Raw genomic sequence first — 24230 nt, 5'->3', positions numbered from 1 at the left:
TCATCGCAAGCCATTGCAACGAATGCCCCGACCGCTCGTTGCATTGAGCGCCAAGCCATTGCAATGGAAGCGTCAGAATCCTTGCTTTGAAGCTACTTAAAGCAGCTCTTCATCGTTGACCGAATACTGAACGCAATGTAGCGTCGTCGTTGTTCAGAGATTCCCGAACAACCGCGAAGGGTCGTTCGGACAGCACCGATCCGTGAGAAGAGGCACCACCATGTCCGTCGACACCACCGCCCAGAACGCGTCCACCCCGTCGCCGGAGGCCGCCGGGCCGGAGCGGCCCGAACTGGCGGCGGCCGCGCAGGCGTTCGTCGACGCCGGGTTCGCCGGGATCCAGCTGCGGGTGCACGACGAGCGGGGAGCCTGGGTCGGCGCCGCCGGGGTGCGCGAGCTGGGTGCGACCGAACTGCCCCCGGTGGACGGGCGGTTCTGGATCGGCAGCAGCACCAAGACCTTCGTCGCGGCGCTGGTGCTGCGGCTGGTCGCGGACGGCGCGATCGCTCTGGACGCCCCGGTGGCCGAGCACCTGCCGGAACTCGGCCTGGACGGGCGGATCACCGTGCGGATGCTGCTCCAGCACACCAGCGGGCTGTACAACCACACCGGCGAGCTCGACGCCGACGGGACCTTCGTGCCGGGGCTCCCCTCGGTCGGCGGGCCCTGGGTGGAGAACCGGTTCCACAACTACCGGGCCGAGGAACTGGTGCGGTACGCGCTCGCCCAGCCGGCCCGCTTCGAGCCGGGCACCGCCCAGGACTACTCCAACACCAACTACACCGTGGCCGCCCTGCTGGCCGAGGCGGTCGGCGGCCTCCCGTACGCCGAGGCGATGCGCCGCTACGTCCTGGAGCCGCTCGGGCTGCGGGACACCGTGGTGCCGGGCGACTCCCCGGAGCTGCCCGAGCCGCACGCGCACGGCTACGCCCGCTACCAGGACGGCGAGGTGTGGAAGGTGGTCGACGTGACCCGGCAGAACAGCTCGCTGCTGATCGGCGCCGGCGACATGGTCTCCACCACCTTGGACCTGCACGCCTTCTTCTCCGCGCTGCTGGGCGGCAGGCTGCTGCCGGCCCCGCTGCTGGAGGAGATGCGCACGCCGCACGGGATGCTCGGTTACGGTCTCGGGCTGTTCGTGCAGGACCTCGGCCCGGAGCACGGCCTCATCGTCCACCACAACGGCGGTGCCCCGGGCGGCTACGGGGCGCTGATGATCGCCTCCCCGGACGGCAGTCGCACCCTCACGGCCGGGCTGACCACGGGCGACGCCGCGATGGACCCGGCGCAGGTGTTCCCGGGGGCCCTGGACGCGCTGATCACGGCCGTGTTCCGCGACGGCCACGGGCGGTGACCGGGAAGCCGGTCGCGGCGAGTGCCATGCGCCGGGGGCCGACGGCACCCCCGGCCCGGTGGACCGTGCCGTCGGCCGCGTCCCGCCCTAGGCTGGTCCCATGGGCGAGTTCGACGCGTTCACGGACCTGCTGGACTACCCGGTGTACGTGGTGACCGCGCCCGGGCGGGCGCCGGCGGGGTGCCTGGTCGGGTTCGCGGGACAGTGCTCGATCGATCCGGTGCGGTTCGTGGTGTGGATCTCCAAGGCGAACCACACCCATGACGCGGCCCTGGCGGCGGGTGCGCTGGGTGTCCACCTGCTGCCGCGCGGGCACGGGCTGGCCGAGCTGTTCGGGGGTCGCACCGGTGACGACACGGACAAATTCGCCGAGGTCGAGTGGTACCGCGGCCCGCACGGGGTGCCGGTGCTCCCGGCCGCGCCGGCCTGGTTCGTCGGCCGGGTGCTCGACTGCGTGGACTGGGGCGACCACACCGGACTGCTGCTGGCCCCGGTGGCGGTCGGCGGAGGGCCGGAGGGCGCGGAGGTGCTGTCGTTCCGCGATGTCGCCGACGTCGACGCCGGTCACCCAGCCTGAGCCCGGCCCGGGCCGGCCGACGTACCGGGCCGGCACGGTCGGGAGGGCCGGGATGGAGGGCCCGGATGGAGGGCCGGGAGGGCCGATGCCGTGAGGGGGTCCACCGGACCGGACCCGGCCGGTGGACCCCCCTCCTTCGGACGGGGACGGGGCGTCAGCCGAGCGGGCGGCAGAGCACCGCGTCCGGGACGCCGTGGTGCAGCCACTTCCAGGTGAAGGCGACGCCGGCGAGGTACTCGTTGTCGCCGCACTGCCCCTTGTAGTAGCCAGGGGCCCAGTCGCTGCCGGACGAGCCGCCGGTGGCGGGGCGGTTGTCGCCGTGGTCGAACCACAGGGTGCGGGTGGCGGCCGGCAGGGCGGCGGTCGCGGGCGCGCAGAGCAGGGCGGACATCGCGTTGGAGTTCACGCTGTAGCCGACGGCGAAGGTGCCGTCCGGGCACTGGAGCTTGTTGTAGCCGGAGGCCCAGTCGCCGTGGGTCACATAGCGCTCGTCGGTGACGGTGGTCCAGTCGCCGGCACCGGTCGCGGGCTGCCCGGCGTCGGTGCACAGGCCGCGGCCGTCACTGCGGGCGAGGCCGACCAGCCGCTGGCCGTCGGGGCAGTTGCCCTTGCGGTTGCCCGGGCTCCAGTCCGGCCGGGCGAGCATCCGCCGGGAGAGGTCGAGGTCGGCGTGGTCGAGGTCGAGCAGGCCCCAGTGCGGGGCGGGGGCGACCTGGCCGCTGTACGAGGGCGCGGCGATCAGCCGGTTCCAGTACGGGGCGCGCCAGTCGCCCTGGTCCTCCAGGCTGAGCGGGCGGCCGGCGGTGTCGAAGTCGAGCAGTGCCCAACTGTCGTTCGGCACGCCGTTGCTGTGCCAGCCGACCAGCGGCCAGACGGCGAAGTCGGTGTCGTTCGCGGCCAGGATCCGGGTGAAGTTGTCGAACCAGGCCTGTTCCTTGGCGTCGGTCGAGCCCCGGCCGCCGGCGCCGAACTCGCTGATCCACACCGGCGCGGTGAAGTGCTGGCCGGCCTGGGTGACGAACAGCGCCTCGTCGTCGACGACCTGCGCCAGCTGCGCCGGGGTGAAGTCCTGGTAGCGCGGATCGCCCGTGGATCCGGCGGAGCCGCTCGCCGCGCCCGTGTTGGCCGGGCCGGTGTAGCCGTAGAAGTGCGCCGAGTAGACCAGCTTGCCCGAGTCGATCAGGGCGTTGGAGAGGGTGCGGACCGGGGTCAGCTGCGGCCGGCCGTGGCTGAACACGGCGGCCGGTATCCCGTACCAGTTGATGCCCTCCATGACGACCAGCAGGTCGGGGTCGGTCTGCAGGATCCGGTTCCCGGCCTCCTCGAAGGCGGCGTACTGGTCGTGGCTGTCGCCCAGGCCCCAGTTGGGGTCGTCCCAGGTGTCGCGGCGGACCTCGTTGCGCAGGTCGGCGCCGACCACCCGCTTGTTGTCCTTGTACCGGCCGGCCAGGAAGACCCAGTCGTCGATCCACTGCTGGGTGGACTGGCCGCTGTTCCAGCGCTCGTTGCCGTCCAGCCCGCAGCAGAACCGGTAGCTGGTGGTGTGGTTGTTGAGGACCACCGCGAAGCCGTCGGCGGTCAGCGCCGAGACGACCGCGTCGAACACCTGGAGCGGGGTCCTCCCGCGCAGCTGCGGGTTGGCCGCGACGGCGACGTCCGGCACCGTGCTCGGGTCGTGCAGCAGGGCGTTGGCGAAGGGCAGCCGGACGCTGTTGATGCCGAGGCGGTGGAAGCCGCCCAGGATGTCGGCGATCGGGGCCCGGTCCAGGCCGAGCGGCAGGTTGTAGGAGACCTGTCCGGCCTGGTTGTTGGCCGGGTCGGTGGTCGGTCCGCTGCCCTGCCAGGTGCCCTGGGCGCCGGCCCAGTTGCCGGACCTGAGCTTGAAGCGGGTACCGGAGGCGTCGACGACGTAGCGGCCCCGGGTGCTGAGCGGGCCGGTCCAGGAGGCGGCCAGGGCCGGTCCGTCGAGGACCGCCGGTGCCGCCCCGGCCGCACCGGAGGCAGTGGTCCCGACGGTTCCGGTGGTTCCGACGGTTCCGGTGGTTCCGACGGTCTCGGCTGCTCCGGCGGCGGTGCCGGTTCCCGCCGTCACGGCGACGCAGGCGAGCAGGGCGGCCCCCGCCGCCAGCGCGCGGCGCGCGAATGTGTTCATGGTCATCCCGGTGGGTGAGGGTGGTCTGGCATGGATGTGCCAACTGCTGGTGTGACAACCATTCATGCCCCGTCCGTCCGGCCGGGACTCCGCAGTGGCCCGGTGCGTCGGAGGGCGGACACGGGTGCCGGGAGGCGGACGGCCGCCCGTCGGGTCCGTGCCGATGGTCGCGCCGGAGGCTAGCAGTGGCGGCGAGGATGTATGGACAACTCCCGGTGGCGGAAACCGAGCTGTCCGGCGAACTGCGCACGGTGGTCGGTGCGTGTACGGCTGATGACGAACGGTGGCCGGCGTGCGGCGGGTGGTGCGCGGTCGCCGGTGCGGATCTTCTCAGGGCCGGTCGCGCCGACTACGGTGAGGCCGAGGACGGACCCCGGGGCCGCGTCGCCCGGCCCGACCGCTTCGACCGCCCCGACCGGACCTCGCAGAACGGAACCACCACCATGCCCGAGCAGGACCAGCAGCCCGTCGTCTGGGCCCCCGGCACCCATGAACTGGGGGAGGGCGCCCGGTGGGTGGACGGCCGGCTGGTCTTCACCGACATCCTCGCCGGCCGGCTCCTCGAAGTCTCCGGCACCGAGCCCGGCACCCCGCGCGAACTTCTCCGCCTGGACGTGCCGCTGGGTGCGGTGGCCCCGGTCGAGGGCCGCCCCGGGCACTGGATCGCCGCGGCGGGCACCGGCATCGCCCTGCTCGGCCCGGACGGCTCCACGGAGTGGCTGGCCCGCCCGGAGGAGGACGCCGCCACCCCCGTGCGGATGAACGACGGCGTCTGCGACCCGCAGGGCCGCTTCTGGGCCGGCAGCATGGCGTACGACGAGACCCCGGGCGCGGGTTCGCTCTACCGCACCGACCACGACGGCACCGTCCACCGCGTCCTCACCGGACTGACCATCGTCAACGGCCCCGCCTTCAGCGCCGACGGCCGGCTGCTCCACGTCGCCGACAGCACCGCGGGCGTCATCCACCGCTGCACCCTCGACGACGACGGCAACCCGCTGGACACGGTGGAGTTCGCCCGGATCACCGACGGCGGATCGCCCGACGGCATGACCGTCGACACCGAGGGCCGGCTCTGGGTGGCGGTCTGGGGGAGCGCCGCCGTCCACCGCTACGAGCCCGACGGCACCCTCTCGGCCGTCGTCCCCCTGCCGGCGCCCCAGCCCACCTCCGTCTGCCTCCCGCCGACCGGCGGCCGCCTCCTGGTCACCACCGCCCGGCTGGGCCTCCCCGACGCGCCGTCCCCGTCCGGCGCCGTGCTCGCCGTCCCCGTCGACGCCGCCGCCCCGGCCGCCGTCGGCTACCGCCCCCGCTGACACCCGGCCCGGCCCGGACCCGACCCGCACCGGCCCGGGCCGGCTCCCGCTGTCGGTGCCCCGTCCTAGGCTGCGGCCATGAGCATGATCGGGAGGTATCTCCGCCTGAGCGCCGGAGAGTTGGAGCGCGCGGAGCAGGACCCGGAGTGGGTCCGGGAGTTCGCGGAGGAACTGGACGAGGACGCGCAGGAGGGCCGGTCCGGCGGGGCGTGGGCGCGCCTGCACGGCACCGGCAAGGCCTGGCAGGCACTCGACTTCCTGCTGCGCCGCCGGGAGTTCCCGGTCGACGTGGTGTACGGCGAGACGGAGCTGCCCGGCGCCGAGGACTGGGGCTACGGCCCGCCGTGCCTGATCACCCCCGAGCGGGTCCGCCTCGCCGCCGGGACCTTCGCGGAGCTGGACCCTGGCCGGCTGACGGAGGGGATCGCCGCCGCCGACCTCGCCGAGGCCCGGATCTACCCGCACGGGCTGTGGAGCTCCGAGGACGCGCTGCACCTGGTGACGGCCGAGTACCGCGCCCTGGCCGACTTCCTCGGTGCGGTGGCGACCCGTCGGCACGGCGTCCTGGTCTGGATCGAGTGACGGCCCCCGGCGCGACCAGTCCGCCCTGGCAACGGCCGGTCCACTCGGGCACGACCGGTCCACCCCGGCACGCACGAACGGTCCACCCCGGTTCACCTAATCTCCACGCGGGGTGGCCGCATCCTTCCGCCGATCCGGGGTACCGGGCCAGGACCGTGCCGACACGACGGAAGGACTCCCAAGGTGGCCCCCACCGGTGAACTGCTCGTTTCCGCCGCTGCCCCGACGGCGGACCCCTCCGACCCCGCGACGCCGGCGACGCTCGCGACCGCTCCCGGCGCCGACGGCCCCGGCCGGACCCTCGGCACCGGCCCCGGCCTGCGGGACCTCCTGCCGCCCGAACTCGCGGCGGTCGACGACCCGCGCGAGGTCGCGCCCGCGGACGCCCGGGACCTCACCCGGCAACTGCTGCGCCGGCTGGCCGCGCTGGAGGAGGGGACCAGGGAGTACTCGTACGTCCGCACCACCCTGGTGGAGCTGAACCTCTCCCTGGTGCGGTTCGCGATCCGGCGCTTCGACGCGCACCGCGAGCCCAAGGAGGACCTCCTCCAGGTCGGCGCCGTCGGCCTGATCAAGGCCATCGACCGCTTCGACCCCTCGCTCGGTGTGGAGTTCACCACCTTCGCCATGCCGACCGTGCTCGGCGAGATCCGGCGGCACTTCCGCGACACCACCTGGGCCGTCCACGTGCCCCGCCGCCTCCAGGAGCTGCGGATCACGCTCGCCCGGGCGCAGGAGCGCCTCTCCCAGCGCCTGGACCGCGCCCCGACCGTGGCCGAACTCGCCGAGCACCTCTCGCTCACCCCCGACGAGGTCGTCGAGGGCCTGACCGCCGCCAACGGCCACACCGCCGGCTCGCTCGACGGCGGCGGCCCCGACGGCGGCGACGCCCCCGGTCCGCTCGGCGGGCAGCTCGGCGCCGACGACCACGACCTCGCCCTGGTCGAGGACCTGGTCGCGCTGAAGCCCCTGATAGCCGCCCTGCCGGAACGCGAGCGCCGCATCCTGTCGATGCGCTTCTGCGAGGACCTCACCCAGTCCCAGATAGGCGCCCGGCTCGGCCTGTCCCAGATGCACGTATCCCGCCTCCTCGCCCGCACGCTGGGTCAGCTGCGCGACGGCCTGGAGGACGTCTGAGGGTGCCGTCCGGCGCGGACTCCGAGGGCGGGCGGCCCCCGACCGCAAACCCTTCACTTGGCCGACTGGCGCGGCCTCCGTATCGTCGGAGAGCACGGACACGGAGGGGACGACGATGATGCCATCCGACAACGACCCTGGGGACACCACGCTGGCGGCGGTCCCTGCGTACCGTCCCGGACTGGTGGTGGAGACCCGCTCCGCGCCCGGCGGCGCGATGCTCTGCATCCTCGTCGGCGATCTCGACATCGAGACCCTGGCACCGGCCGCGGAGATGCTCGACGCGCTGGTCGCGCAGCGCCCCGCGGCCGTGGTGATCGACCTCGGCGGGTTGGGCTTCTGCGACTCCTCCGGTCTGAACGTCCTGCTCAAGACCCGGATCGCGGCCGAGCGGGGCGGGCTGGAACTGCGGCTCGCCGCGGTGCCGCCCACCGTGATGCGGGTGCTCGACCTGACCGGCGCCCGCGCCGTGTTCTCGATCCACGACTCGGTGGTCAGGGCGCTGGCCGGTTGAGCCGGGCGCGGCCGGGCGACGTTCGCGGCCGTCCGTGCCCCGGCGCGCGGCCGTTCCCCGCGCGCGGCCGGACGTCGGCCTTCGGCCGTTCCCGCGCTTTCGATCCCGGATGCGTACCCCTGCCGCACCCGGAACGGGCATAATTCCGGGACTGCCGGGAAACCGACCACGCGACAGATCGCCGTCGAACCGAAAGGGCGCCCTCGCATGACGATGAGCCGAGGAACCCTGGACGGCGACCCGCACCGGGCCGGGCCCGAGGTACCCGTCGGCGGTCAACGCAGGCGGCTGACCCTGGCCGGACTGCCCAAACCGGTCGCCCACGCCAGGACCTTCACCGCCCGGGCGCTCGCCGAGTGGTTCCCGTCCGCTCCGGCGCCCGGCGGCGGTGACGGCGCCGCCGACGACCTCGTGCTGCTGGTCGCGGAACTCGTCGCCAACGCGATGCTGCACGGTGACGGTCCGCTGGAGCTGGTGCTGCACGTCACCGAGGCCCGGCTGCGGGTCGAGGTCAGCGACCGCAGCCCCGCGATGCCGGAGCTGCGCCGGCCGCACAATCCGGGCCTGCCGGGCGGCCACGGCCTGTTCATCGTGCAGCGGACGGCCGACGGCTGGGGCGCCGAGCCGCACAGCCAGGGCAAGACGATCTGGGCCGAGGTCGGCGTCCCCCGGCTGCTCGGTACCCGCTGAGCCCGCCCGCCGCACGCTACGCCGTCCACCCGCCCGCCGCCACGCCACCCGTCGCACGCTACGCCGTCCGTCACGCTTCCGTCGAACCGCCGCATGAATCCGGCCGTCCGGGGCAGACGGGGGCCGACAGTGTCCGGCACAGGAAGGGCGGGGGCGAGGCCGATGCAGGAAGCGGTGGCGGCACACCTGACGATGCGTCTGATCACCGGCGAGGACCGGGGCCGGGACCTGGCCGTCGAGTGCCGGTACGAGGCCGGGGACCCCTACGCGGTCCGGCTGGATTTCGGCGGCGGCGAGGAGACGGTCTGGGTCCTGGCCCGGGACCTGCTGGCCGCCGGGCTGCGCGGGCCGGCCGGGGACGGTGACGTCCACATCGAGCCCAGCGCCACCGGTCGGCGCGTTCTCATCGCGCTGGGCGGCCAGGAGGGTGTGGCGCTCCTCGACACCCCGGCCCGGCCGCTCGCGCGCTTCCTCACCGCGACCGGCCGCTCCGTACCGATGGGCTCGGAGTCGGCCCGGATCGACTGGGACAGCTGGCTGCACCGGCTGCTGTCCGCCTGAGCACAAGCGCGCGAACCAGCGCATGAACAAGGCCATGAACAAGCGCATGAACCGGCACATCCGGGTTAGACGAGCGGACGAAACAACCGATCCGTCAGGAAAGGACCGCCATGACCGACCTGTCCCGCCTCCCCGGCCCCATCGAGCAGCAGTGGAGCTGGCAGTTGGAGGGAGCCTGCCGCGGCGTCGACAGCAGCGTCTTCTTCCACCCCGCCAACGAGCGCGGCACCGCCGCCAAGGAACGCGAGCAGAACGCGAAGTCGGTCTGCGCCCGCTGCCCCGTCCGTGTGCAGTGCCGCCGCTACGCGCTCGCGACCCGTGAGCCGTACGGCGTGTGGGGCGGTCTGACCGAGGGGGAGCGCCGTGTGCTGTTCACCGAGTTCGCCGAGACGGGCGCCCGGTCCGCGTAGCGCGGCCGCGCGCCCGGGGCGCGACCGATGCGCGGCTCCCCGGGCCGACCGGGTTTGCCCCGTGGGGCGGGTGGTAGACGCAGCACAGGGGCGCGGCCGAAGAGCGGCAGGTCACACGGCCTCCGCGGCCACGCCCGCCCGAACCCACCGGGAGGCTTCCGTGATCGTCCTCGGAGTCATTCTGCTCATCATCGGCTTTGTCACGGGTCTCTCGATCCTGTGGACCGTCGGTATCGTCCTTCTCCTCGTCGGTGCCGCGCTGTGGATCGCGGGCTCCCTCGGCCACGAGGTCGGCGGACGCCGCCACTACTACTGATGCGGCCACCGACGGCTGCCGGCCGCCGCCCACGAACAGCCCACCCGGGGTGTCCGGCGGCGCCGGGCGGCCGATCCTCGTGCCATGGCCTCGATCGTCGTCCTCTACGAGTTGGACCCCGGGCAGGTGCTCGGCCCGGACGGGGTCGAGCCCGCCGTGCTGGGTGTGCACGCGGCCGGGGCGGACCCCGACGTGCCGGAGGACCCGCTGCCGCGCACCCTGTGCGGGCGGGACACGGCGGGCATGGAGCACGCCCACTTCCGGGCGGGCCTGGGTGAGCCCTGGTACCCGCCCGCCCTCGCCGAGCAGCGCTGCCGGGAGTGCGAGCGGGCGCTGCGGTCGTCCTGACGGCCGTCGAAACCTGTGCGGACGGCACCGGAGCCGGAACGGCCGTCGTAGCCCGGGCTGACGGCTACCGGAGCCGGAACAGCACGGCCCGCCAGCCCGTGCTCGCCGTTCCACGCCCCTCGCAAACAGCCTCCGGCGCCCCGCTCCAGGTCAGGTACGCGGTCGTGAGCCGGAGGTCCGTCGGGCCGGGCGACCGGGGCGCGCCGGGCCGCTCCACGACGGGGAGCCGGTGCCAGTCGGCGGGGAGGTCCGGTTCGGGGCCGCCGTCGCTGCCGACCGCGCCGAACAGCAGGTCCCCGTCCTCGCACGGGACCGGGTCGCCGCCCAGCGTCAGGTCCCGGCCTCCCGCCGCCGATCCCGGGTCGGACCTGGTCTCGGTCCACGGGCCGGCCCCGGTGACCCCCCGGAAGTCGTCCACCGCCGCGAAGCCCTGCGCGGCGTCCGGCCACAGGATCCGGATCATGTCGAGCTCGTCCATCGCCCTGGCGCGCACCGATACGAAGACCGCCAGCCGGCTGCCGTCCTGGTCGATCGGGTAGCCGACGGGCCGGTAGCGGTTGCCGACGGTGTCGGTCACGGTGAGCGGCCCGGGGCCGACGCCGCCCAGCAGCACGGTGACGACCAGGGTGTCCCCGGCCCGGACCGGGCTGCGGACCTCCAGTTCCTCGCCCTTGGCGTGGACGAGGTCCGCGGGGGTGCCTTCCCAGGCCACCCGCGCGACGTAGGAGCCGTGGCTCGCGGCCGAGGCGGCGGTCGACCGACCGCCGACCGCCGTGTGCGGCACCGGGGGACTGCCGTCGGACACGGCGGAGGCCGCCAGCAGCGCGGCCACCGCGCCACCGACCCAGGCGGAGGACCGCAGCGGGCGCCGGAGGCGGTGGCCCCGGTGCCCCGGTGGGGTGCCGCCGGCGGCGCGGGGTCCGGCCGCGGGGGCGGCCGCCACGACGGCGCGGACCGGACCGCCCTGCGCCGGCACCCGGTCCCCGGGCGGCCGGCGGTGGCCGGACTGTCCAGGCTGTCCCGCCCGGCCGGACGCCTCGGCCCGTTCGGCCCGTTCGGCCTGTTCGGACATTCCGGACAGCTCGGCGAATCCGCCTGGCCCACCCGGCCCGGACACGGCGGCCGACGGTCCCGGTCGGGGCCCGGCGGCCACGGCGACGGCCGCCGCCGGTACCCCTGCCACCGGTACCCCTGCCACCGGAACCCCCGCCGCCGGGAGCGGCAGCGCCGGGAGCAGCAGCGCCGGATCGTCGGCGAGCACCCCCCGGTGCAACTCCTGGAGCTCGGTCCCGGGCTCGATGCCCAACTGGTCGACCAGCACCTGCCGCCCGTGCTGGAAGACCTCCAGCGCCTCCGCCCGCCGACCACTGCGGTGCAGCGCGAGCATCAGATGCGCCCGCAGCCGTTCGTCGAACGGGTGCGCCCCGGCCAGCGCGGCGAGTTCGCCCAGCAGGCCGGCGTGCCGGCCGAGCCCGAGCCGTACCTCGATGTGCTGGTGCTGGGCCCGGACCCGGGCGCTCTCCAGCAGGTCGAGTTCGGCCCGCAGGACGGCGCTCTCCGGGACGTCCACCAGGGGTTCGCCCCGCCACAGCCCCAGGGCGCGGCCCAGCAGGGGCTCCGCCGCGCCCGGGTCGCCGCCGTCCACCAGGGCCCGTGCCCGCTCGCACAGCTCCTGGAAGGTGCGGACGTCCAGCTCGCCTTCGTCGACTTCGACGGCGTACCCGCCGCTGCGGGTCACCACCCGGCCGCCGGCCTCGGGGCCCAGGGCCCGCCTCAGCCGCATCACATAACTGGGCAGCGCGGCCCGGCTGCGGGACGACACGGCGGTGTCCCACACGGCCTCGGCCAGTTGGTCACCGGTCACCGTCCGACCGGCCCGCACCAGCAGCAGGGCCAGTACGGCGCGCAGTCGCGGCCCGCCCGGAGTGATCTCGCCGTCCGGGCCGTAGACCCGTAACGGACCCAGTACCTCGAACCGCACGCCCGCCCCCGCCAGCGTCGCCCCCGCCCGAACGGACGGATGCTACCAGTCTGCGAGCGGAATGCGATCGGACTGCTACGCCCTGTCGAGCAGCCTCGAGCCGTGTCCGGGACTGCCCGCCGCTCCGGCCGGCGGTCCGGGGACGCACACCGACACCAGACACAGGTCCTGGCGCGCCGCGCCGGGGACCGGGGAGGGAAACCCATGAGGAAGACCGGCGTCAGGTCGAGGACGGCAGCGGTTCTGCTCGCGGTGGGGATCGCGGCCGGCGGTGTGGCCACGGCCGCACCGGCGAGCGCGCGCACCACCGCCTGCAACATCATCAACATCGGGCAGCCCGGCAACGTCTACTGGCACGGCCAGTACGCCGGGCAGGTCGAGCAGCAGTACGACAGCTGTGGTCACGTACTGGCGCACTGGCAGTGGGCGGGGGCCTTCCAGGCGGCCAACCCCGGGGCCTACCTGTACGTCGGCCTCAGGTCGCCGTACGGCTACAGCAACCAGTGGGGCGCGTACGGCGTCAACACCAAGGACGTGACCGTGGGCTGGGTCGACATCCACGCGGTCGACCCGGACGCCTGGATCGCGATGGCCTCGGTCAACGGGTGCAACTGGGCCTACGGCAGCGAGCACTGGTACGGCGGCGCGGACTGGGCCGGGCCGGTCAACTCCAGCTGCTGACCCCGACGGGTGCGGCCCCCGGCACGCCGCTCGGCCGGGGGCCGCACCCCCGCAGGCTCCGGGACCGCGCCCCCACCGGTTCCGGGGCCGCACCGGTTCGGGGGCCGCGCCGGTTCGGGGGCCGCACCCGGCCGTGACGGGGGTCGGCCGGGCGCGGGTGCGGTTGCCGGACCGGACGGCGGGGGAGACTGGCGCGGTGAACCAGTTGCAGCGGATCGTGGCACTCGCCGACGGCGTACTGGGCCGGGACGTCGTCGGGGTCTACCTCCACGGGTCCGCCGTGCTCGGCGGCCTCCGACCGGCCAGTGACCTGGACGTCCTGCTGGTCGCCCGGCGCTCGCCGGCGGAGCGGGAGCGGTCGGCCCTGCTCGGGGGCCTGCTCGGGATTTCCGGCACCGGAGCCGGAGCGGCGGAGGGCGACGTCGCGCGGCCGGTGGAGCTCGCCGTGGTGGTGCAGTCCGAGGTCCGGCCCTGGCGCTACCCGCCGGTCTGCGACTTCCTGTACGGCGAGTGGCTGCGCGCCGACTACGAGGCCGGCGGCGTCCCCCGGCCGGAGCCGATGCCCGACCTGGCGCTGCTGATCACGATGGCCCTGGCCGGGGACCGGCCCCTCGCCGGTCCGCCCCCGGCCCGGGTGCTCGACCCGGTGCCGCAAGCGGACCTGGTCCGGGCGAGCGTCGCGGGCCTCCCCGGCCTGCTCGACGACCTGGAGGACGACACCCGGAACGTGCTGCTCACCCTGGCCCGGATCTGGAGCACGCTCGCCACCGGCCGGATCAGCCCGAAGGACACCGCCGCCGACTGGGCCCTCGCCCGGCTCCCGCCCGAGCACCGCCCCGTGCTGGCCCACGCCAGGCGGCTCTATCTGGACTGCCGCTACTCCGAGGAGAGCTGGAGCGGCGAGCTGCGGTCGCGGGTGCGCCCGCACGCGGACCGGGTGCTCGCCGAGATCGCCCGGCTGAGCCCCGGGAACGGGAACGAGCCGCACTGAGGCCTTCCAGCGGTCGTCCGCCGCGCCGTCAGCGGGAACCCCGCGCCGGCGCCCCGGTGTCGGCCGTGCGGCTCAGGAAGTCCTCCACCGTCGTCGTGAAGGCCGCCGGGTCGTCCAGCCACGGGTAGTGGCCGCCCCCGGGCTGGACGGCGAGCGTCACGTCCGGGAACAGCGGGGCCGCGGCGCCGACGGCGGCCGCGGTGGGCCACGGGTCGAGTTCACCGGCCAGCAGCAGGACGGGGCAGGGCAGGGCGCCCAGCCGCTGCCGCAGCCGCTCGGTGTCGGGGGTGTAGCCGGCGTAGTAGTTCTCGCTGACGGCCAGCGAGCGCTGGGCCGGGTCGGCGGCGGCGTGGGCCCGGGCGGAGTCGTCCCAGCGGCCGTACATCAGGGGTTCGAAGGCCATCCGGTGCGGGGCGGCCTCGGCGAAGGTCCGGGCGGACTTGACCTTCCGGTAGGCGGCCACGGCCTCCGTGTGCCAGGGTTCGGCGGCGCGGGCGGCGATCACCTGCTCCGCGCCGAGGTCGGAGGCCGCGCCGACGGCGGTGAGGGACGGGGTGACCAGGACCAGGCCGGTCAGCCGGTCGGGGTGCGCGGCGGCGTACAGGAGGGCGAGGCCGCCCCCGGCGGAGTGGCCCAGCAGGTCGACGCGCTCCAGTCCGAGGTGGCGGCGCAGCGCCTCGACGTCGTCGACCAGGCGGTCGACGCGGAAGGTGCCCGGGTCGGCGGGGGTCGCGGAGGCGCCGCTGCCCCGGGTGTCGGGCAGGATCAGGGTGCGGGTCGCGGCGAGGCCGCCGAGGTCGCCGAGGTAGGCGGCGGCGCGGCCGGGCCCGCCGGGCAGGACCAGCAGCGGCGGGCCGTCGCCGACCGTGCGGAAGGCGAGCTCGGTGCCGTCGTACGAGGTGAAGGTCTCCATGCCGGACAGCTTGGGGGGCGGCGGGCCGGTCCGGCTATTGTTCAGCCACGGCTTAATGATCAGGAGGGGGCGGCGGTCGTGGCGGTGGAGATCCGGCTGTCGGCGGCGGAGGTGGCCCGGGTGCGGCTCGCGGTGTCGCCGCTGGCCGAGACGGTGCTCGGGGTGCGGGTGGCGCTCGGCGCGGGCGGTCACCAGGTGCACCTGCCGTGGGTGCGCGAGGCCCGTCCGGTGCTCGCGGCCGAGCCCGAACTGCCGCTGCTGCGGACCCTGCTGGAGGGCTGTCTGCCCGCTTTCCTGTTCCCGCTGCCGGACCGGCGGGTGCCCGCCTTCGCCGCCGAACTGGCGGGCCTGCGCGCGGTCGACCCCGGCTATGTCGCCGCCGAGTGCGCCGCCGCGCTGGGCCGGGCCCGGGCGGCCCGCGAACTCCCGGCGCCGGCCGAGCTGCTGGCCCGGGTCGCCGACGCGCTGGACCGCTGCCACGCCCGGCTGGTGGCCCCGCACTGGGGGCGGATGCGCGCGGTGCTGGAAGCGGACCTGGGTCGGCGGGCGGTGTCGCTGGTGGACGCCGGGGTGGAGGGTCTGTTCGCCGAACTGCACGCCGATGTGGTCTGGCGGGAGGGCGAGTTGCTGGTGGGCGGCCGTCGCAGGACCACCGCGCCGTGGACGGTCGCGGGCGGCGGGCACGGTCTGGTGCTGATGCCGTCCGTGTTCGCCTGGCCGGACGTGCTCGTCGACCACTCGCCGCTCGCGGCCGCCTCGATCCGCTACCCGGCGGCGGGCGTCGGACTGCTCTGGGAGCGGCCCCGTCCGTCCTCGGAGGGGCTGGCCGCCGTCCTCGGCCGCACCCGGGCCGCCCTGCTGGACGCGCTCGCCGAACCGCTGAGCACTCCCGAGCTCGCCGACCGGCTCGGCGTCAGCCCGAGTGCCGTCTCCCAGCACCTGGGCGCCCTGCGCGGTGCCGGCCTGGTGAGCACCCGCCGCACCGGTCGCACCGCCCTCCATCTGCGCACCCGGAGCGGGACGGCGCTCACGAGCGGTACGGGGGAAGCGGCCTGACGCTCCGCCGGATCAAGGGCGGCAACCTCAGTGGGGGTGCTCCGGTGCCGACGGATTGAGTACGAATACTCAGGCGGGGTGACGGCCGGGCGCGGCAGGATCGGCGGCATGACCAGACCTCAGTACGGCAGCAGGGGCGGACGGCGGAACGGGGAGTCGCCTCTCGCAGGCCGGCGCCGCCACTCCCGGCCCGGTCCACCGGGGCCTCCGGGCCGGCCCGGTCCACCCGGTCGGCCCGACTGCGGGGGAGTGCCGCGATGATCTGGGGATCCGGCGGCCCGGTGCGCGTCCCGGACGGCATGTTCGGACCGGGGCCGAGACCGGGACCGGGGCGCGAAGGCCGCCGGGACCGGTTGTCGGTGGGCGCTGCGATGATCGTCCGCATGAACGACGCGAACACCGCCGCCCCCGCCGTGACCTGGACCGCCGACCTGCCCACCACGGTCGGGCTGGTCCGCACCCTGCACGACCTCGACGACTGCTGGACGCTCGCGGACGTCGAGCGGCTGGTCGCGGCCAGGCCGGACTGGAAGGTCCGCCGCGCGTTCACCGACCTCCTCGTCGTCGGCCTGCAGGCCGAACTCCGCTGGCCGGCCGGGGCCGAGCTCTTCCTCGGCACCACCGGGCCGAAGGCCGACAGCTACCGGCGGGCCTGGGTGCCGCTGCTGCAGTTCCGGCTGCCGACGCCCGAGGAGGAGCGGCGCGGCGCGCTGCGCGCGCTCTCCGAGGCGCTGCGCCAGGTCGGCGAGCCGACCGCCGTCCCGACCGCCGCCGACGGGTTCGGGCTGCGCTGGACGTCCGCCGGGCGGACCATGCTGCTCCAGGCCAACGACCGCCGGGCGTGGATCGCGATCCAGCCGCACGTCCGGGAGGTCCGGCACGTCAGCCCCGAACTCCCGGCCGCGGTGGCCGCGTTGGTCCCGCTTCTGCACGACGCGCCGGGCGGGCGGCTCGCGGCCGAGGACGTCCGCCGGGCCGTCGACGAACTCCCCGGCGCGAAGGCCGAGTTCGGCGACGGCTGGGTCGATGTCCGGTTCTCCGACCCGTCCTTCATGCCCTCCTTCGCCCGGCGCGCCTCCGTCCTGGGCGGCGCCCCCGCGGGCACCTTCGACGTGCTGGACCTGCACCGCTTCGAGCTGGGGCCGACGGCCATGGAGCACAGGCGGGCGGTGTTCGGCGAGATCTACCGCGCGGTCTGCGCCGTCCTCGGCGAGCCGACCCTCTTCGGCGGCGGACCGGGCGGACCGGACGTCCGCTGGCGCGAGGCCGGCGAGGACGGCCGGCTGCTGCGACTGCGCTGCGAGGGGCGCCGGGTGCGGCTGGAGACCGAGCCGGCCGCGGCCCTCGAGGAGGGCGAGCACAGCACCTTCGAGTGGGGCGGCCCCGCCGGTGCCGACGGGCCCGGCGACTTCCCCCTGCTGCCGTACAGCTGGCAGCTCCACCTGCCCCACCAGGCCCCCGGCGGCACCGCCGACCACCTGCCGGGCGGGCGGCTCGCCCTGTCGGTGCCGCAGCTGCGGGAGGGGCTGGAGTGCCTGTTCGCCGCGTGGATCGAGCAGCTGCCGGTGCAGCGTCCGGGCGAGAAGGCCGTGTTCACGATAGCCGCCCCGCAGATCAGCGGCGGGCTCTCGGTCACGTACAGCACGGTCAAGGGCGTCCTGCTGCGGGTCGGCCCGCGCCCCGGGGACCAGGCCGAGGTCACGGCGGCGATGACGGCCGACGGCTGGGAGCCGTCGGGGCGCCGCTTCAAGGCCGAGTGGCGCACGCCCACCGAGGGGACCGCCCGGGAGGTCGCCGCGCTGATCGCCGCCGAGCTGACCGCCCGCGGCATCAGCGGCGACTCCGGCTTCGGCCTCGGCCCCGGCCACGTCAGCGCCCGCCGCCCCGGCATCGGCCTCTCGCCCCAGCTCGCGGCCCACGGGTTCCTCCGCGTCACGGGCCTGGGGCTGGAGACCTCCTGACCCGACGCCGACGCCGACACCGATGCTGACGCCGGAGCCGCCTGCCCCCGGCGGGCGGTTCCGCCGGGCTATGGTGACGAGCATGCCGGACACCGCGCTGCTCGTCGTCGACCTGCAGATCGCCCTGCTCATGGGGGCCCACGACACCGAGGCGTGCCTCGACCGGGTCGCCGAACTGGCCGGGCGGGCCAGGTCGGCAGGTGTCCCGGTGGTCTACCTGCGGCAGCGGGTCGACCATCCCGACGTTCCGGCCGAAGCGCTGGAGATCCACCCGACGGTGGCTCCGCGGCCGGGGGACACCGTGCTGGAGAAGGACAGCGCCGACTCCTTCCTCGGCACGGAGCTCGACGCGGTCCTGCGCGGGCTGGGCGTCCGGCGGGTGGTCGTCACCGGCCTCGCCACCGAGTACTGCGTCGACTCCACCTGCCGCAGCGCGCTCTCGCACGGCTACGACCTGCTGCTCGTCGCCGACGGCCACACCACCCCGACCCGTCCCGCCGACAGCCCCCTGCCCGCCGCGGCCCAGGTGATCGTCCACCACAACGCGCTCTTCGCGACCATCATCTACGCGGGCCGCACCGTCCGGGTGCTCCCGGCGGCCGAGGTCGACTTCACCTGACCGGCCGGCGGGCCGGGCACCCGCGGAGGGCGGGTGCCCGGCCCGGGGCACGGTGGCTCAGGAGTGCGCGAGGCAGTGCTTGAGCTCGTCCAGCGGGTAGAAGTAGCTCCCCTTGGCGACCGGACGGCAGGAGGACTTGAAGGCCGTCTCCTTCTCGTTGTAGAGCATGCGCACCAGGTAGGCGGCCGGGCGGCCGTCGGCGGGCTTGTCGGCGAACAGGTCCCACTGGATGTTCGCGCCCATCGGCGCGACCTCGGCGCCGCGCCACGGGTTGTTCCGGTAGGTGTACGGCTCGTCCGGGTCGGCCTGCTCGGTGCTGCCGGGGAGGCCCAGCAGCACGGCGAGCGGCTCGATCTCCTCGGCGTGGGTGAACCGCAGCACCGCGCCGTTGCCGCTGGTGCCGGCCGCCCTGGCCCCGGCCTGCGCCAGCAGGTCGTCCAGCAGGACGCCGGCCATCCGGTAGGTGATGGTGCGTCCGCTGAACGCCGGGCCCGACTGGTAGAACTCCTCGGCGTCGTCCAGGTAGGCCAGCCACCGGGCGTCGTCCTGGTTCAGGAACGGCGCCAGGTCGACGCCCGGCGCCTCCACGCTCAGGTCCGGCGCCGCGCTGTAGAGCGCGTGCAGGGAACGGGCGAAGGCGACCTGCTCCTCGGTGGACAGCGCCTCCGCGAAGCCCGCGCGGAACAGTCGCCCGACCGCGTGCCGGGCCGCCCGGGCGGCGCGCGGCTCGTGCTCGACGGCGGAGAGGACGGCGGTCAGGTCCGGGTCGCTCGCCAGGTACGCCTGGTAGTCCGCGTTCTGCGGCTGCTTGTGGAAGTACAGCAGGTTCTTGTCGGTGACGGGGGCCTTGATCGAGCCCGCCAGCGCCGGGACCCCGGCCGTCAGGCCCGCGGTGAAGGCACCGGCGCTCGCCACCGCGCGGGCCACGCCCGAGGTCTCCACCACGACGGGCCGCCCGTCGGCCGCGATCGACCGGAACAGCGACGGCAGCCGCTGCTCCATCCGCAGCGCCGTCTGCCGCTGCTCGTCGGCGCCGCGGGCGGAGAGGTTGCCGAAGCCGAGCGTGGACGCCGCCGTCAGCAGCGTCCGCACCTGCGGGGCCAGCCGCGCGCCGAGGTCGGTGAGGGCGCCCTGCTCCTGCGCCCGGCCGAGCACGGCGAGCACCGCCTCGCCGTCCTTGCCGTCGGACATGGCCCGGGAGCCGTGCCGGGCCACGTTCTCGGTGAAGACCGGGGCGAAGCCCTTCGGCGCCTTCTGGTAGTGCCCGGGCCGACCCTGCGGCTCGTACGGGGCCTTGGTGCCGTAGAGGTCGCGGTCGACGCGCGAGGCGCCGGACCGGTCGTGCGCGGCGGCGGTGCCCGCGGTCAGCAGCACTCCGGCGGCCAGGGAGGCGGCCGTCGAGACGGCCACGGCGACGGAAAGGGGGGCGGTGCGCTTCACGGCGGCCCTTCGGGTGGATGCGGACTGCCGGCCGGCAGCCTCGGACTGCCGCACGGTGCCACGCCTGCGGGAAGAGCGCCCGACGCCCCGTCATGGTCCCGGTGAAGGACGCCTGAACGCCGGACGGCCCGGTCGGCGCCCGCGGTGCCGTGCCGGCGCCGCCGAGGGTGCCGCCGATCCTCGGATTCGCCTTCGCGGCCGTCGCGTTGATGGGATCATGTCGCTCCCGACCCGAAAGAAACCCGGCCCGGAGCCGCAGCACCCGATGGGACCACCGATGAAGCCGCTGTCCGCCACCGACCCGCGCGAGGTCGGACCGTACCGCCTGTTCGCCCGCCTGGGCGGCGGCGGCATGGGGCGGGTCTTCCTCGGCCGCTCGCCCGGCGGGCTGACCGTCGCGGTGAAGCTGGTCCGCCCCGAACTCGCCGAGGACCCGCGGTTCCGGCGGCGGTTCGCCCAGGAGATCGAGGCCGCCCGGCGCGTGGGCGGGTTCTACACCGCCCAGGTGGTGGACGCCGACGCCGAGGCCGACCCGCCGTGGATGGTCACCTCCTACATCCCCGGCCCCTCGCTGGGGGAGGTGGTGGCCCGGCACGGCGCGCTGCCCGTCGCGACGGTCGCCGTGCTCGGCGCCGGACTGGCGGAGGGGCTGGCCGCGATCCACGCCTGCTCCCTGGTGCACCGGGACCTCAAGCCCGGCAACGTCGTGCTCGCCGAGGACGGCCCGCGCGTGATCGACTTCGGGATCGCCCGCGCCCTGGACGCCACCTCCGGCCTCACCGGCACCACCGTGATCGGCACCCCCGGGTTCATGTCCCCCGAGCAGATCCTCCGGAACCCGGCCACGCCGGCGAGCGACGTGTTCAGCCTGGGCGCGGTGCTCGCCCACGCGGCCACCGGCCGCCCGCCGTTCGGGGAGGGACCGACCGAGGCCGTCGTCTACCACGTCGTCCACGAGGAACCCGACCTCGCGGGCCTCCCGCCGGCCCTCGCACCGCTGGTCCGGTCCTGCCTGGCCAAGGATCCGGAGCGGCGCCCCGGCGTCGCCGAGGTGCTGACGCGCTGCGCCGCCGCCTCGGCCGCCCCCGCCACCGTCTGGCTGCCGCCGGACGTGACCGCGATGATCGACGAGCAGGTCCGCCGGACCTCCGAGTTGACCACCGCCGTGCTCCCCGCCCCGCCGACCCTGGTGGATCCGCACGGACCCGCCGGGGACCCGCCCGTCCCCGCGCCGGCCCTGCCCCCGCTCGCGGCCCGGGTGGGCGAGCTCAAGGCCGGCTACGCGACGGTCACCTTGCCCTGGATACCCGGCGAGACCGGCGGGATGAAACGCACCACCGTCGTCCGCTGGCTCAAGCAGGTCGGGGACACGGTCGAGAAGGACGAACCACTGCTGGAGGTGGTCTCGGGCCGGGGCGACGTCGTGGTCACCGCCCCGCGCGGCGGCATGCTCTACGCCGTCCACCGCCGGGCCGGGGAGGCCGTCCGCACCGGCGCGGTGATCGCGGGCATCGGCTCCCCGGCGGCCACCCTGCCGAGGCCGCGGGCGGTCCGCTTGGCGCTGGTCGCGCTGCGTCGCACCGCCGCCACGCTCGGCGTGCTGCTCGTCCTGGGGCTGATCGCGGGCTCGGTCGCGGTGTTCAGCCCGCTGCTGGAGGACGAGGTCACCGCGGCCCGGGCCGGCGACTGCGTGGGCAAGGAGATCCTCAAGCGGGGCAGCTCGCTCGACTACGACCACCCGAAGTGGCTCACCATGCCGTGCGGGCCGATGTCGGTCCGTGGCGCCCTGCGGGACGAGAAGGGCGACCAGTACTTCACGGTGCTGGCGCGGTTGGAAGCGTCGGCCGCGGCGGGTGCGCCCGCGCCCGCCGCCGCGCCCGCGCCCACGAGCTGTCCGGAGGCCGTCCCGGCCTGGGCCGCCGATACCGGGAACCTCGCGCAGGACTTCGGCTCCGTGGTGCTCTGCCTCCGGAAGCGCTGACGCCCGGGAGCGTGGTGGCTGGGGAAGCGCCGGGGCCGGGCGGCGTCCTACGGTGAAGGGGTCCGACCCCGTCCCCGGCGGCGGCCTCCCGCGCTGGGGCGGCACACCCCACGCGGACACGGGAGCGAGGTGCGATGCGCCGGTCGCCGGAGCGCACGGCCCGTGCGGAGCGGCCGCGGCGGGTACGCCCCGCCCCGGCGGTGGTGCACCGCGCCGTCCGGGTCACCGCCGCGGCCTGCGCCGGGTTCTACACCTTCCGCTACGGCCTGGACCGCCCGGTGTCGGCCACCTACGCGCTGTTCGCGGCGATCGCCCTCGGCGTGCTGGCCCGGGTCGAGGGCAGCGCGCGGACCAGGGCCCGGACGATCCTGTGGACGCTCCCGGCGGCCTGGGCGCTGGTCTGCCTCGGCACCGTCCTGGCCGTGCACTCCTGGGCGGCCGCCCTGGGCATGGTGGGCGTCGGCTTCGCGGTGTCCTACGGCTCCGTCGGCGGCCCCCGGATGGTGGGGCTGGCCAACGGCCTCCAACTCCTCTACATCCTCCCGTGCTTCCCGCCCTACAGCCCCGACACCCTGCCGCAGCGGCTGCTCGGCGTGACGGCCGGCCTGCTGCTGCTCGCCGCCGCCGAACTGCTGCTGTGGCCGGAGCCGGCGCCGCCGGACTACCGGGGCCGGCTGGCGCGCGCCGCCCTCGCCCTGGCAGAGCTGGCGGACCTCGCCGCCGACGCCTGCGACGGCCGGTCGGCGGCCCCCGGCGCCGTCACCGCGGCCGCCGACCGGGCCCGCGCCCGCCTGGACGAGCTTCGGTTCAGCCGGGTCCCGGTGATGGAGCGCCCCGCCGGGGCCGGCGCCGTCGACCGCGCCCTCACCCACTGCGCGGCCGCCCTCCGCTACGCCGGCCCGCAGCTGCTGCGGATCCTCCGGCTCGCCCGGCCCTACCCGGGCGCGGCCCGGCTGACCGCCGTCACCGCGCAGGCCCTGCGCGCGGCCGCCGCCGGGCTGCCCCGTACGGGCCCGGTGCCGGACAACGGTGTCCTCGAGCGCGAGCTCGCCGCCTTCGACGCCGCCCGGGCCGCCGAGCCCCGGCCCGGTCGCACCGGTCGCACCGGTCACACCGATCGCGCCGGACCGGCGCTCGGCACCGCCGCCCTGGACTCGGCCGAGGGCGCCCGCTTCGTCGTCCGGGCGGTGCGGGTCGGCCGCCGCGCGCCGCTGCCGCCCGACGAGACGCCCGCCGACCAGCGGCCCGGACCGTTCTGGTACGCCTACGACCCCGCCCCGCTGCTCCGGTGGCACCGGTTCCGGGCCAACCTCACCCCGCGCTCGGTCGCCTTCCGCAACGCCCTGCGCACCGCGGGCGCCCTGGGCGCGGCCCGGCTGCTGGCCGGCGGCCTCGACCTGTCGCACGGCTTCTGGGTGCTGCTCGCCACGCTCACCCTGATGCGCACCAGCGCCGCCGACACCCGGATGACCCTGCGCCCCGCGCTGGTCGGGACGGCGCTGGGCGCCGCGGCCACCGCCGCGGTGCTGCTGGCGGTGGGGGAGCACCCGCTGGTCTACGCCCTCGCACTGCCGCCGGTGATGCTGATCGCCTTCACCGCCGGACCCGCGCTCGGACAGGCCTGGGGCCAGGGGCTCTTCACCCTGGTGGTCGCCCTCGTCTTCACCCAGCTGGCGCCCGCGAGCTGGCGGCTGGCGGAGGCCCGGGTGGTCAACGTCGCCACCGGGGCGGCGATCGGCCTCCTCGCCGGGCTCTGCGCCTGGCCCCGCGGCGGCGCCCAGGACCTGCGCCGGCGCGCCGCCGCGCTGCTGGAGGACAGCGCGGACGCGCTGCGCGAGACGGTCGCCGTGCTGACCGGCACCGGCCGTCCGGGCGGGGCGCTGCGCCGCGCCCGGACCTCCGCCCTGCTCACCGAGGCGATGTACGCCCAGTACCGCTGCGAACGGCACGACCCGGCCGGGGACGGGCCCAGTTGGCAGGCGGCGGTCCTGGCCGGGCAGCACGCCGTCCGGGGCGCCGAACCGCTGCTGGCCCGTATCCCGCCCGGGACGGCCGCACCCCACCGGGGCGGGGCGCGGGTGCTGGTGGGCCACGCGGACGAGGTCGCGGCGGCGTTCCGCCGCCAGGCGGCGGCCCTGCGCGCCCGCGAGCCGGCGGGCGCCGCGCACCCGGCCGTCGCCCGGGCCCGCGCCGCGCTGGTGGCCGAACTCGACGGCGGACCGGCTCCCGGTTCCGACGGACGGGTGTCGCTGCACGCGGTGGACGTGGCGGTGTGGCTCGCGGGGCTGCTCGACGACCTCCAGCAGATCCACGAGCCCGGCTGAGCGCGGCTCTGCGCGTTCCGGCAGTCCGGCTGCGGGCCGGGGCAACCCGGGGTTCCGACGGAATACCGCGGGACCGGGGGCCGGAGAGCACTTCCGTCGGTTCGTTTCGGAAGGGTCGATCGGGGCCCGACGGACGGAAGGTTCGTCCGGGGCCGGACTTGTGCGAACGAGTCATTCCGATGAGCCGGTCCGATGGTCAAGGAAGAACAAAGTTCAGAGGCTCCCGAAATACTACTGAAATAGAACAGAAATATGATCAACTCGATCGCGTTCGGTTCTGTCCGATGAAATGACCGATTCGTGCGGCCGGGGTGCCGTCGTCGGGG

Annotated in this window: 22 protein-coding genes; 18 read left to right on the top strand and 4 right to left on the bottom strand. The window is 75.5% G+C overall.

Features of this window, described 5'->3' with window-relative positions; genetic code table 11:
* Window positions 1-220 precede the first annotated feature (220 nt).
* Window positions 221-1354: a serine hydrolase domain-containing protein gene (locus tag IF01_RS0118705; protein ID WP_037780255.1), complete on the top strand. Its 1134-nt coding sequence runs from the start codon at window positions 221-223 to the stop codon at window positions 1352-1354.
* Window positions 1355-1454: 100 nt separating this feature from the next.
* Window positions 1455-1931, top strand: a complete 477-nt coding sequence (locus IF01_RS0118700; RefSeq protein WP_030394581.1) for a flavin reductase family protein — start codon at window positions 1455-1457, stop codon at window positions 1929-1931.
* A gap of 154 nt (window positions 1932-2085) precedes the next feature.
* Here the strand turns inward: IF01_RS0118700 and IF01_RS0118695 are convergent, their stop codons facing one another.
* A complete protein-coding gene (locus IF01_RS0118695; protein WP_030394580.1) occupies window positions 2086-4083 on the bottom strand; it encodes a glycoside hydrolase family 5 protein in 1998 nt (665 codons plus the stop codon).
* A gap of 215 nt (window positions 4084-4298) precedes the next feature.
* On the opposite strand from IF01_RS0118695, the gene IF01_RS0118690 reads away from it, so the two are divergent.
* The 9 genes from IF01_RS0118690 to IF01_RS0118650 all read left to right on the top strand — a co-directional run bounded on the left by IF01_RS0118690 (window position 4299) and on the right by IF01_RS0118650 (window position 9957).
* Window positions 4299-5399 carry an SMP-30/gluconolactonase/LRE family protein gene (locus tag IF01_RS0118690; RefSeq protein ID WP_341845493.1) on the top strand — a complete coding sequence of 367 codons (1101 nt, stop codon included), beginning with the start codon at window positions 4299-4301 and terminating at the stop codon, window positions 5397-5399.
* A 78-nt stretch (window positions 5400-5477) separates the two neighbouring features.
* Complete coding sequence (locus IF01_RS0118685) at window positions 5478-5981, top strand: YfbM family protein (protein ID WP_030394578.1); 504 nt, start codon at window positions 5478-5480, stop codon at window positions 5979-5981.
* Between the two features lie 183 nt (window positions 5982-6164).
* Complete coding sequence (locus IF01_RS0118680; RefSeq protein ID WP_051742672.1) at window positions 6165-7118, top strand: RNA polymerase sigma factor SigF; 954 nt, start codon at window positions 6165-6167, stop codon at window positions 7116-7118.
* 115 nt (window positions 7119-7233) lie between these two features.
* Window positions 7234-7632, top strand: coding sequence for an STAS domain-containing protein (locus IF01_RS0118675; RefSeq protein ID WP_051755645.1), 399 nt, complete (start codon window positions 7234-7236; stop codon window positions 7630-7632).
* A gap of 207 nt (window positions 7633-7839) precedes the next feature.
* Entirely contained in the window at window positions 7840-8322 is a 483-nt protein-coding gene (locus IF01_RS0118670) for an ATP-binding protein (protein WP_037780252.1), read from the top strand.
* A 174-nt stretch (window positions 8323-8496) separates the two neighbouring features.
* Window positions 8497-8883 carry an SsgA family sporulation/cell division regulator gene (locus IF01_RS0118665; protein ID WP_157855274.1) on the top strand — a complete coding sequence of 129 codons (387 nt, stop codon included), beginning with the start codon at window positions 8497-8499 and terminating at the stop codon, window positions 8881-8883.
* A 110-nt stretch (window positions 8884-8993) separates the two neighbouring features.
* Window positions 8994-9293, top strand: a complete 300-nt coding sequence (locus IF01_RS0118660) for a WhiB family transcriptional regulator (RefSeq protein ID WP_051742668.1) — start codon at window positions 8994-8996, stop codon at window positions 9291-9293.
* Between the two features lie 160 nt (window positions 9294-9453).
* Window positions 9454-9609: a DUF6131 family protein gene (locus tag IF01_RS48990; protein WP_094745593.1), complete on the top strand. Its 156-nt coding sequence runs from the start codon at window positions 9454-9456 to the stop codon at window positions 9607-9609.
* A gap of 84 nt (window positions 9610-9693) precedes the next feature.
* A complete protein-coding gene (locus IF01_RS0118650; RefSeq protein ID WP_030394572.1) occupies window positions 9694-9957 on the top strand; it encodes a hypothetical protein in 264 nt (87 codons plus the stop codon).
* Between the two features lie 64 nt (window positions 9958-10021).
* Here the strand turns inward: IF01_RS0118650 and IF01_RS0118645 are convergent, their stop codons facing one another.
* Complete coding sequence (locus tag IF01_RS0118645; protein WP_030394571.1) at window positions 10022-11938, bottom strand: AfsR/SARP family transcriptional regulator; 1917 nt, start codon at window positions 11936-11938, stop codon at window positions 10022-10024.
* Between the two features lie 204 nt (window positions 11939-12142).
* Here IF01_RS0118645 and IF01_RS0118640 point away from each other — a divergent pair, with 204 nt between their 5' ends.
* Window positions 12143-12619 carry a hypothetical protein gene (locus IF01_RS0118640; protein WP_157855273.1) on the top strand — a complete coding sequence of 159 codons (477 nt, stop codon included), beginning with the start codon at window positions 12143-12145 and terminating at the stop codon, window positions 12617-12619.
* A gap of 196 nt (window positions 12620-12815) precedes the next feature.
* Window positions 12816-13610, top strand: a complete 795-nt coding sequence (locus tag IF01_RS0118635) for an aminoglycoside adenylyltransferase family protein (RefSeq protein WP_030394569.1) — start codon at window positions 12816-12818, stop codon at window positions 13608-13610.
* A gap of 28 nt (window positions 13611-13638) precedes the next feature.
* On the opposite strand, the gene IF01_RS0118630 is transcribed toward IF01_RS0118635, so the two are convergent.
* Window positions 13639-14523, bottom strand: a complete 885-nt coding sequence (locus tag IF01_RS0118630) for an alpha/beta fold hydrolase (RefSeq protein ID WP_051755643.1) — start codon at window positions 14521-14523, stop codon at window positions 13639-13641.
* A gap of 78 nt (window positions 14524-14601) precedes the next feature.
* On the opposite strand from IF01_RS0118630, the gene IF01_RS0118625 reads away from it, so the two are divergent.
* The 3 genes from IF01_RS0118625 (at window position 14602) to IF01_RS0118615 (ending at window position 18159) form a co-directional block, all read left to right on the top strand.
* Window positions 14602-15579 carry a DUF5937 family protein gene (locus IF01_RS0118625; RefSeq protein WP_037780250.1) on the top strand — a complete coding sequence of 326 codons (978 nt, stop codon included), beginning with the start codon at window positions 14602-14604 and terminating at the stop codon, window positions 15577-15579.
* Between the two features lie 383 nt (window positions 15580-15962).
* Window positions 15963-17540, top strand: coding sequence for a hypothetical protein (locus IF01_RS44025; protein ID WP_157855272.1), 1578 nt, complete (start codon window positions 15963-15965; stop codon window positions 17538-17540).
* A gap of 82 nt (window positions 17541-17622) precedes the next feature.
* Window positions 17623-18159 carry an isochorismatase family protein gene (locus tag IF01_RS0118615; RefSeq protein WP_030394565.1) on the top strand — a complete coding sequence of 179 codons (537 nt, stop codon included), beginning with the start codon at window positions 17623-17625 and terminating at the stop codon, window positions 18157-18159.
* Between the two features lie 57 nt (window positions 18160-18216).
* On the opposite strand, the gene IF01_RS0118610 is transcribed toward IF01_RS0118615, so the two are convergent.
* On the bottom strand, window positions 18217-19599 hold the full coding sequence (locus tag IF01_RS0118610) for a histidine-type phosphatase (protein WP_051755638.1): 1383 nt from the start codon (window positions 19597-19599) through the stop codon (window positions 18217-18219).
* 277 nt (window positions 19600-19876) lie between these two features.
* Here IF01_RS0118610 and IF01_RS44020 point away from each other — a divergent pair, with 277 nt between their 5' ends.
* Both IF01_RS44020 and IF01_RS0118600 read left to right on the top strand, forming a co-directional pair.
* Window positions 19877-21580 (top strand): protein kinase domain-containing protein, encoded by a 1704-nt coding sequence (locus tag IF01_RS44020; RefSeq protein WP_051755637.1) that lies wholly within the window; start codon window positions 19877-19879, stop codon window positions 21578-21580.
* 134 nt (window positions 21581-21714) lie between these two features.
* Window positions 21715-23904 (top strand): FUSC family protein, encoded by a 2190-nt coding sequence (locus IF01_RS0118600; RefSeq protein WP_030394562.1) that lies wholly within the window; start codon window positions 21715-21717, stop codon window positions 23902-23904.
* The last annotated feature ends 326 nt before the right edge of the window (window positions 23905-24230 follow it).

Origin of the sequence: Kitasatospora purpeofusca, assembly GCF_000718025.1 — a bacterium.
Lineage (GTDB): Bacteria > Actinomycetota > Actinomycetes > Streptomycetales > Streptomycetaceae > Kitasatospora > Kitasatospora purpeofusca.
This window is presented reverse-complemented; position numbering and strand designations above follow the sequence as displayed.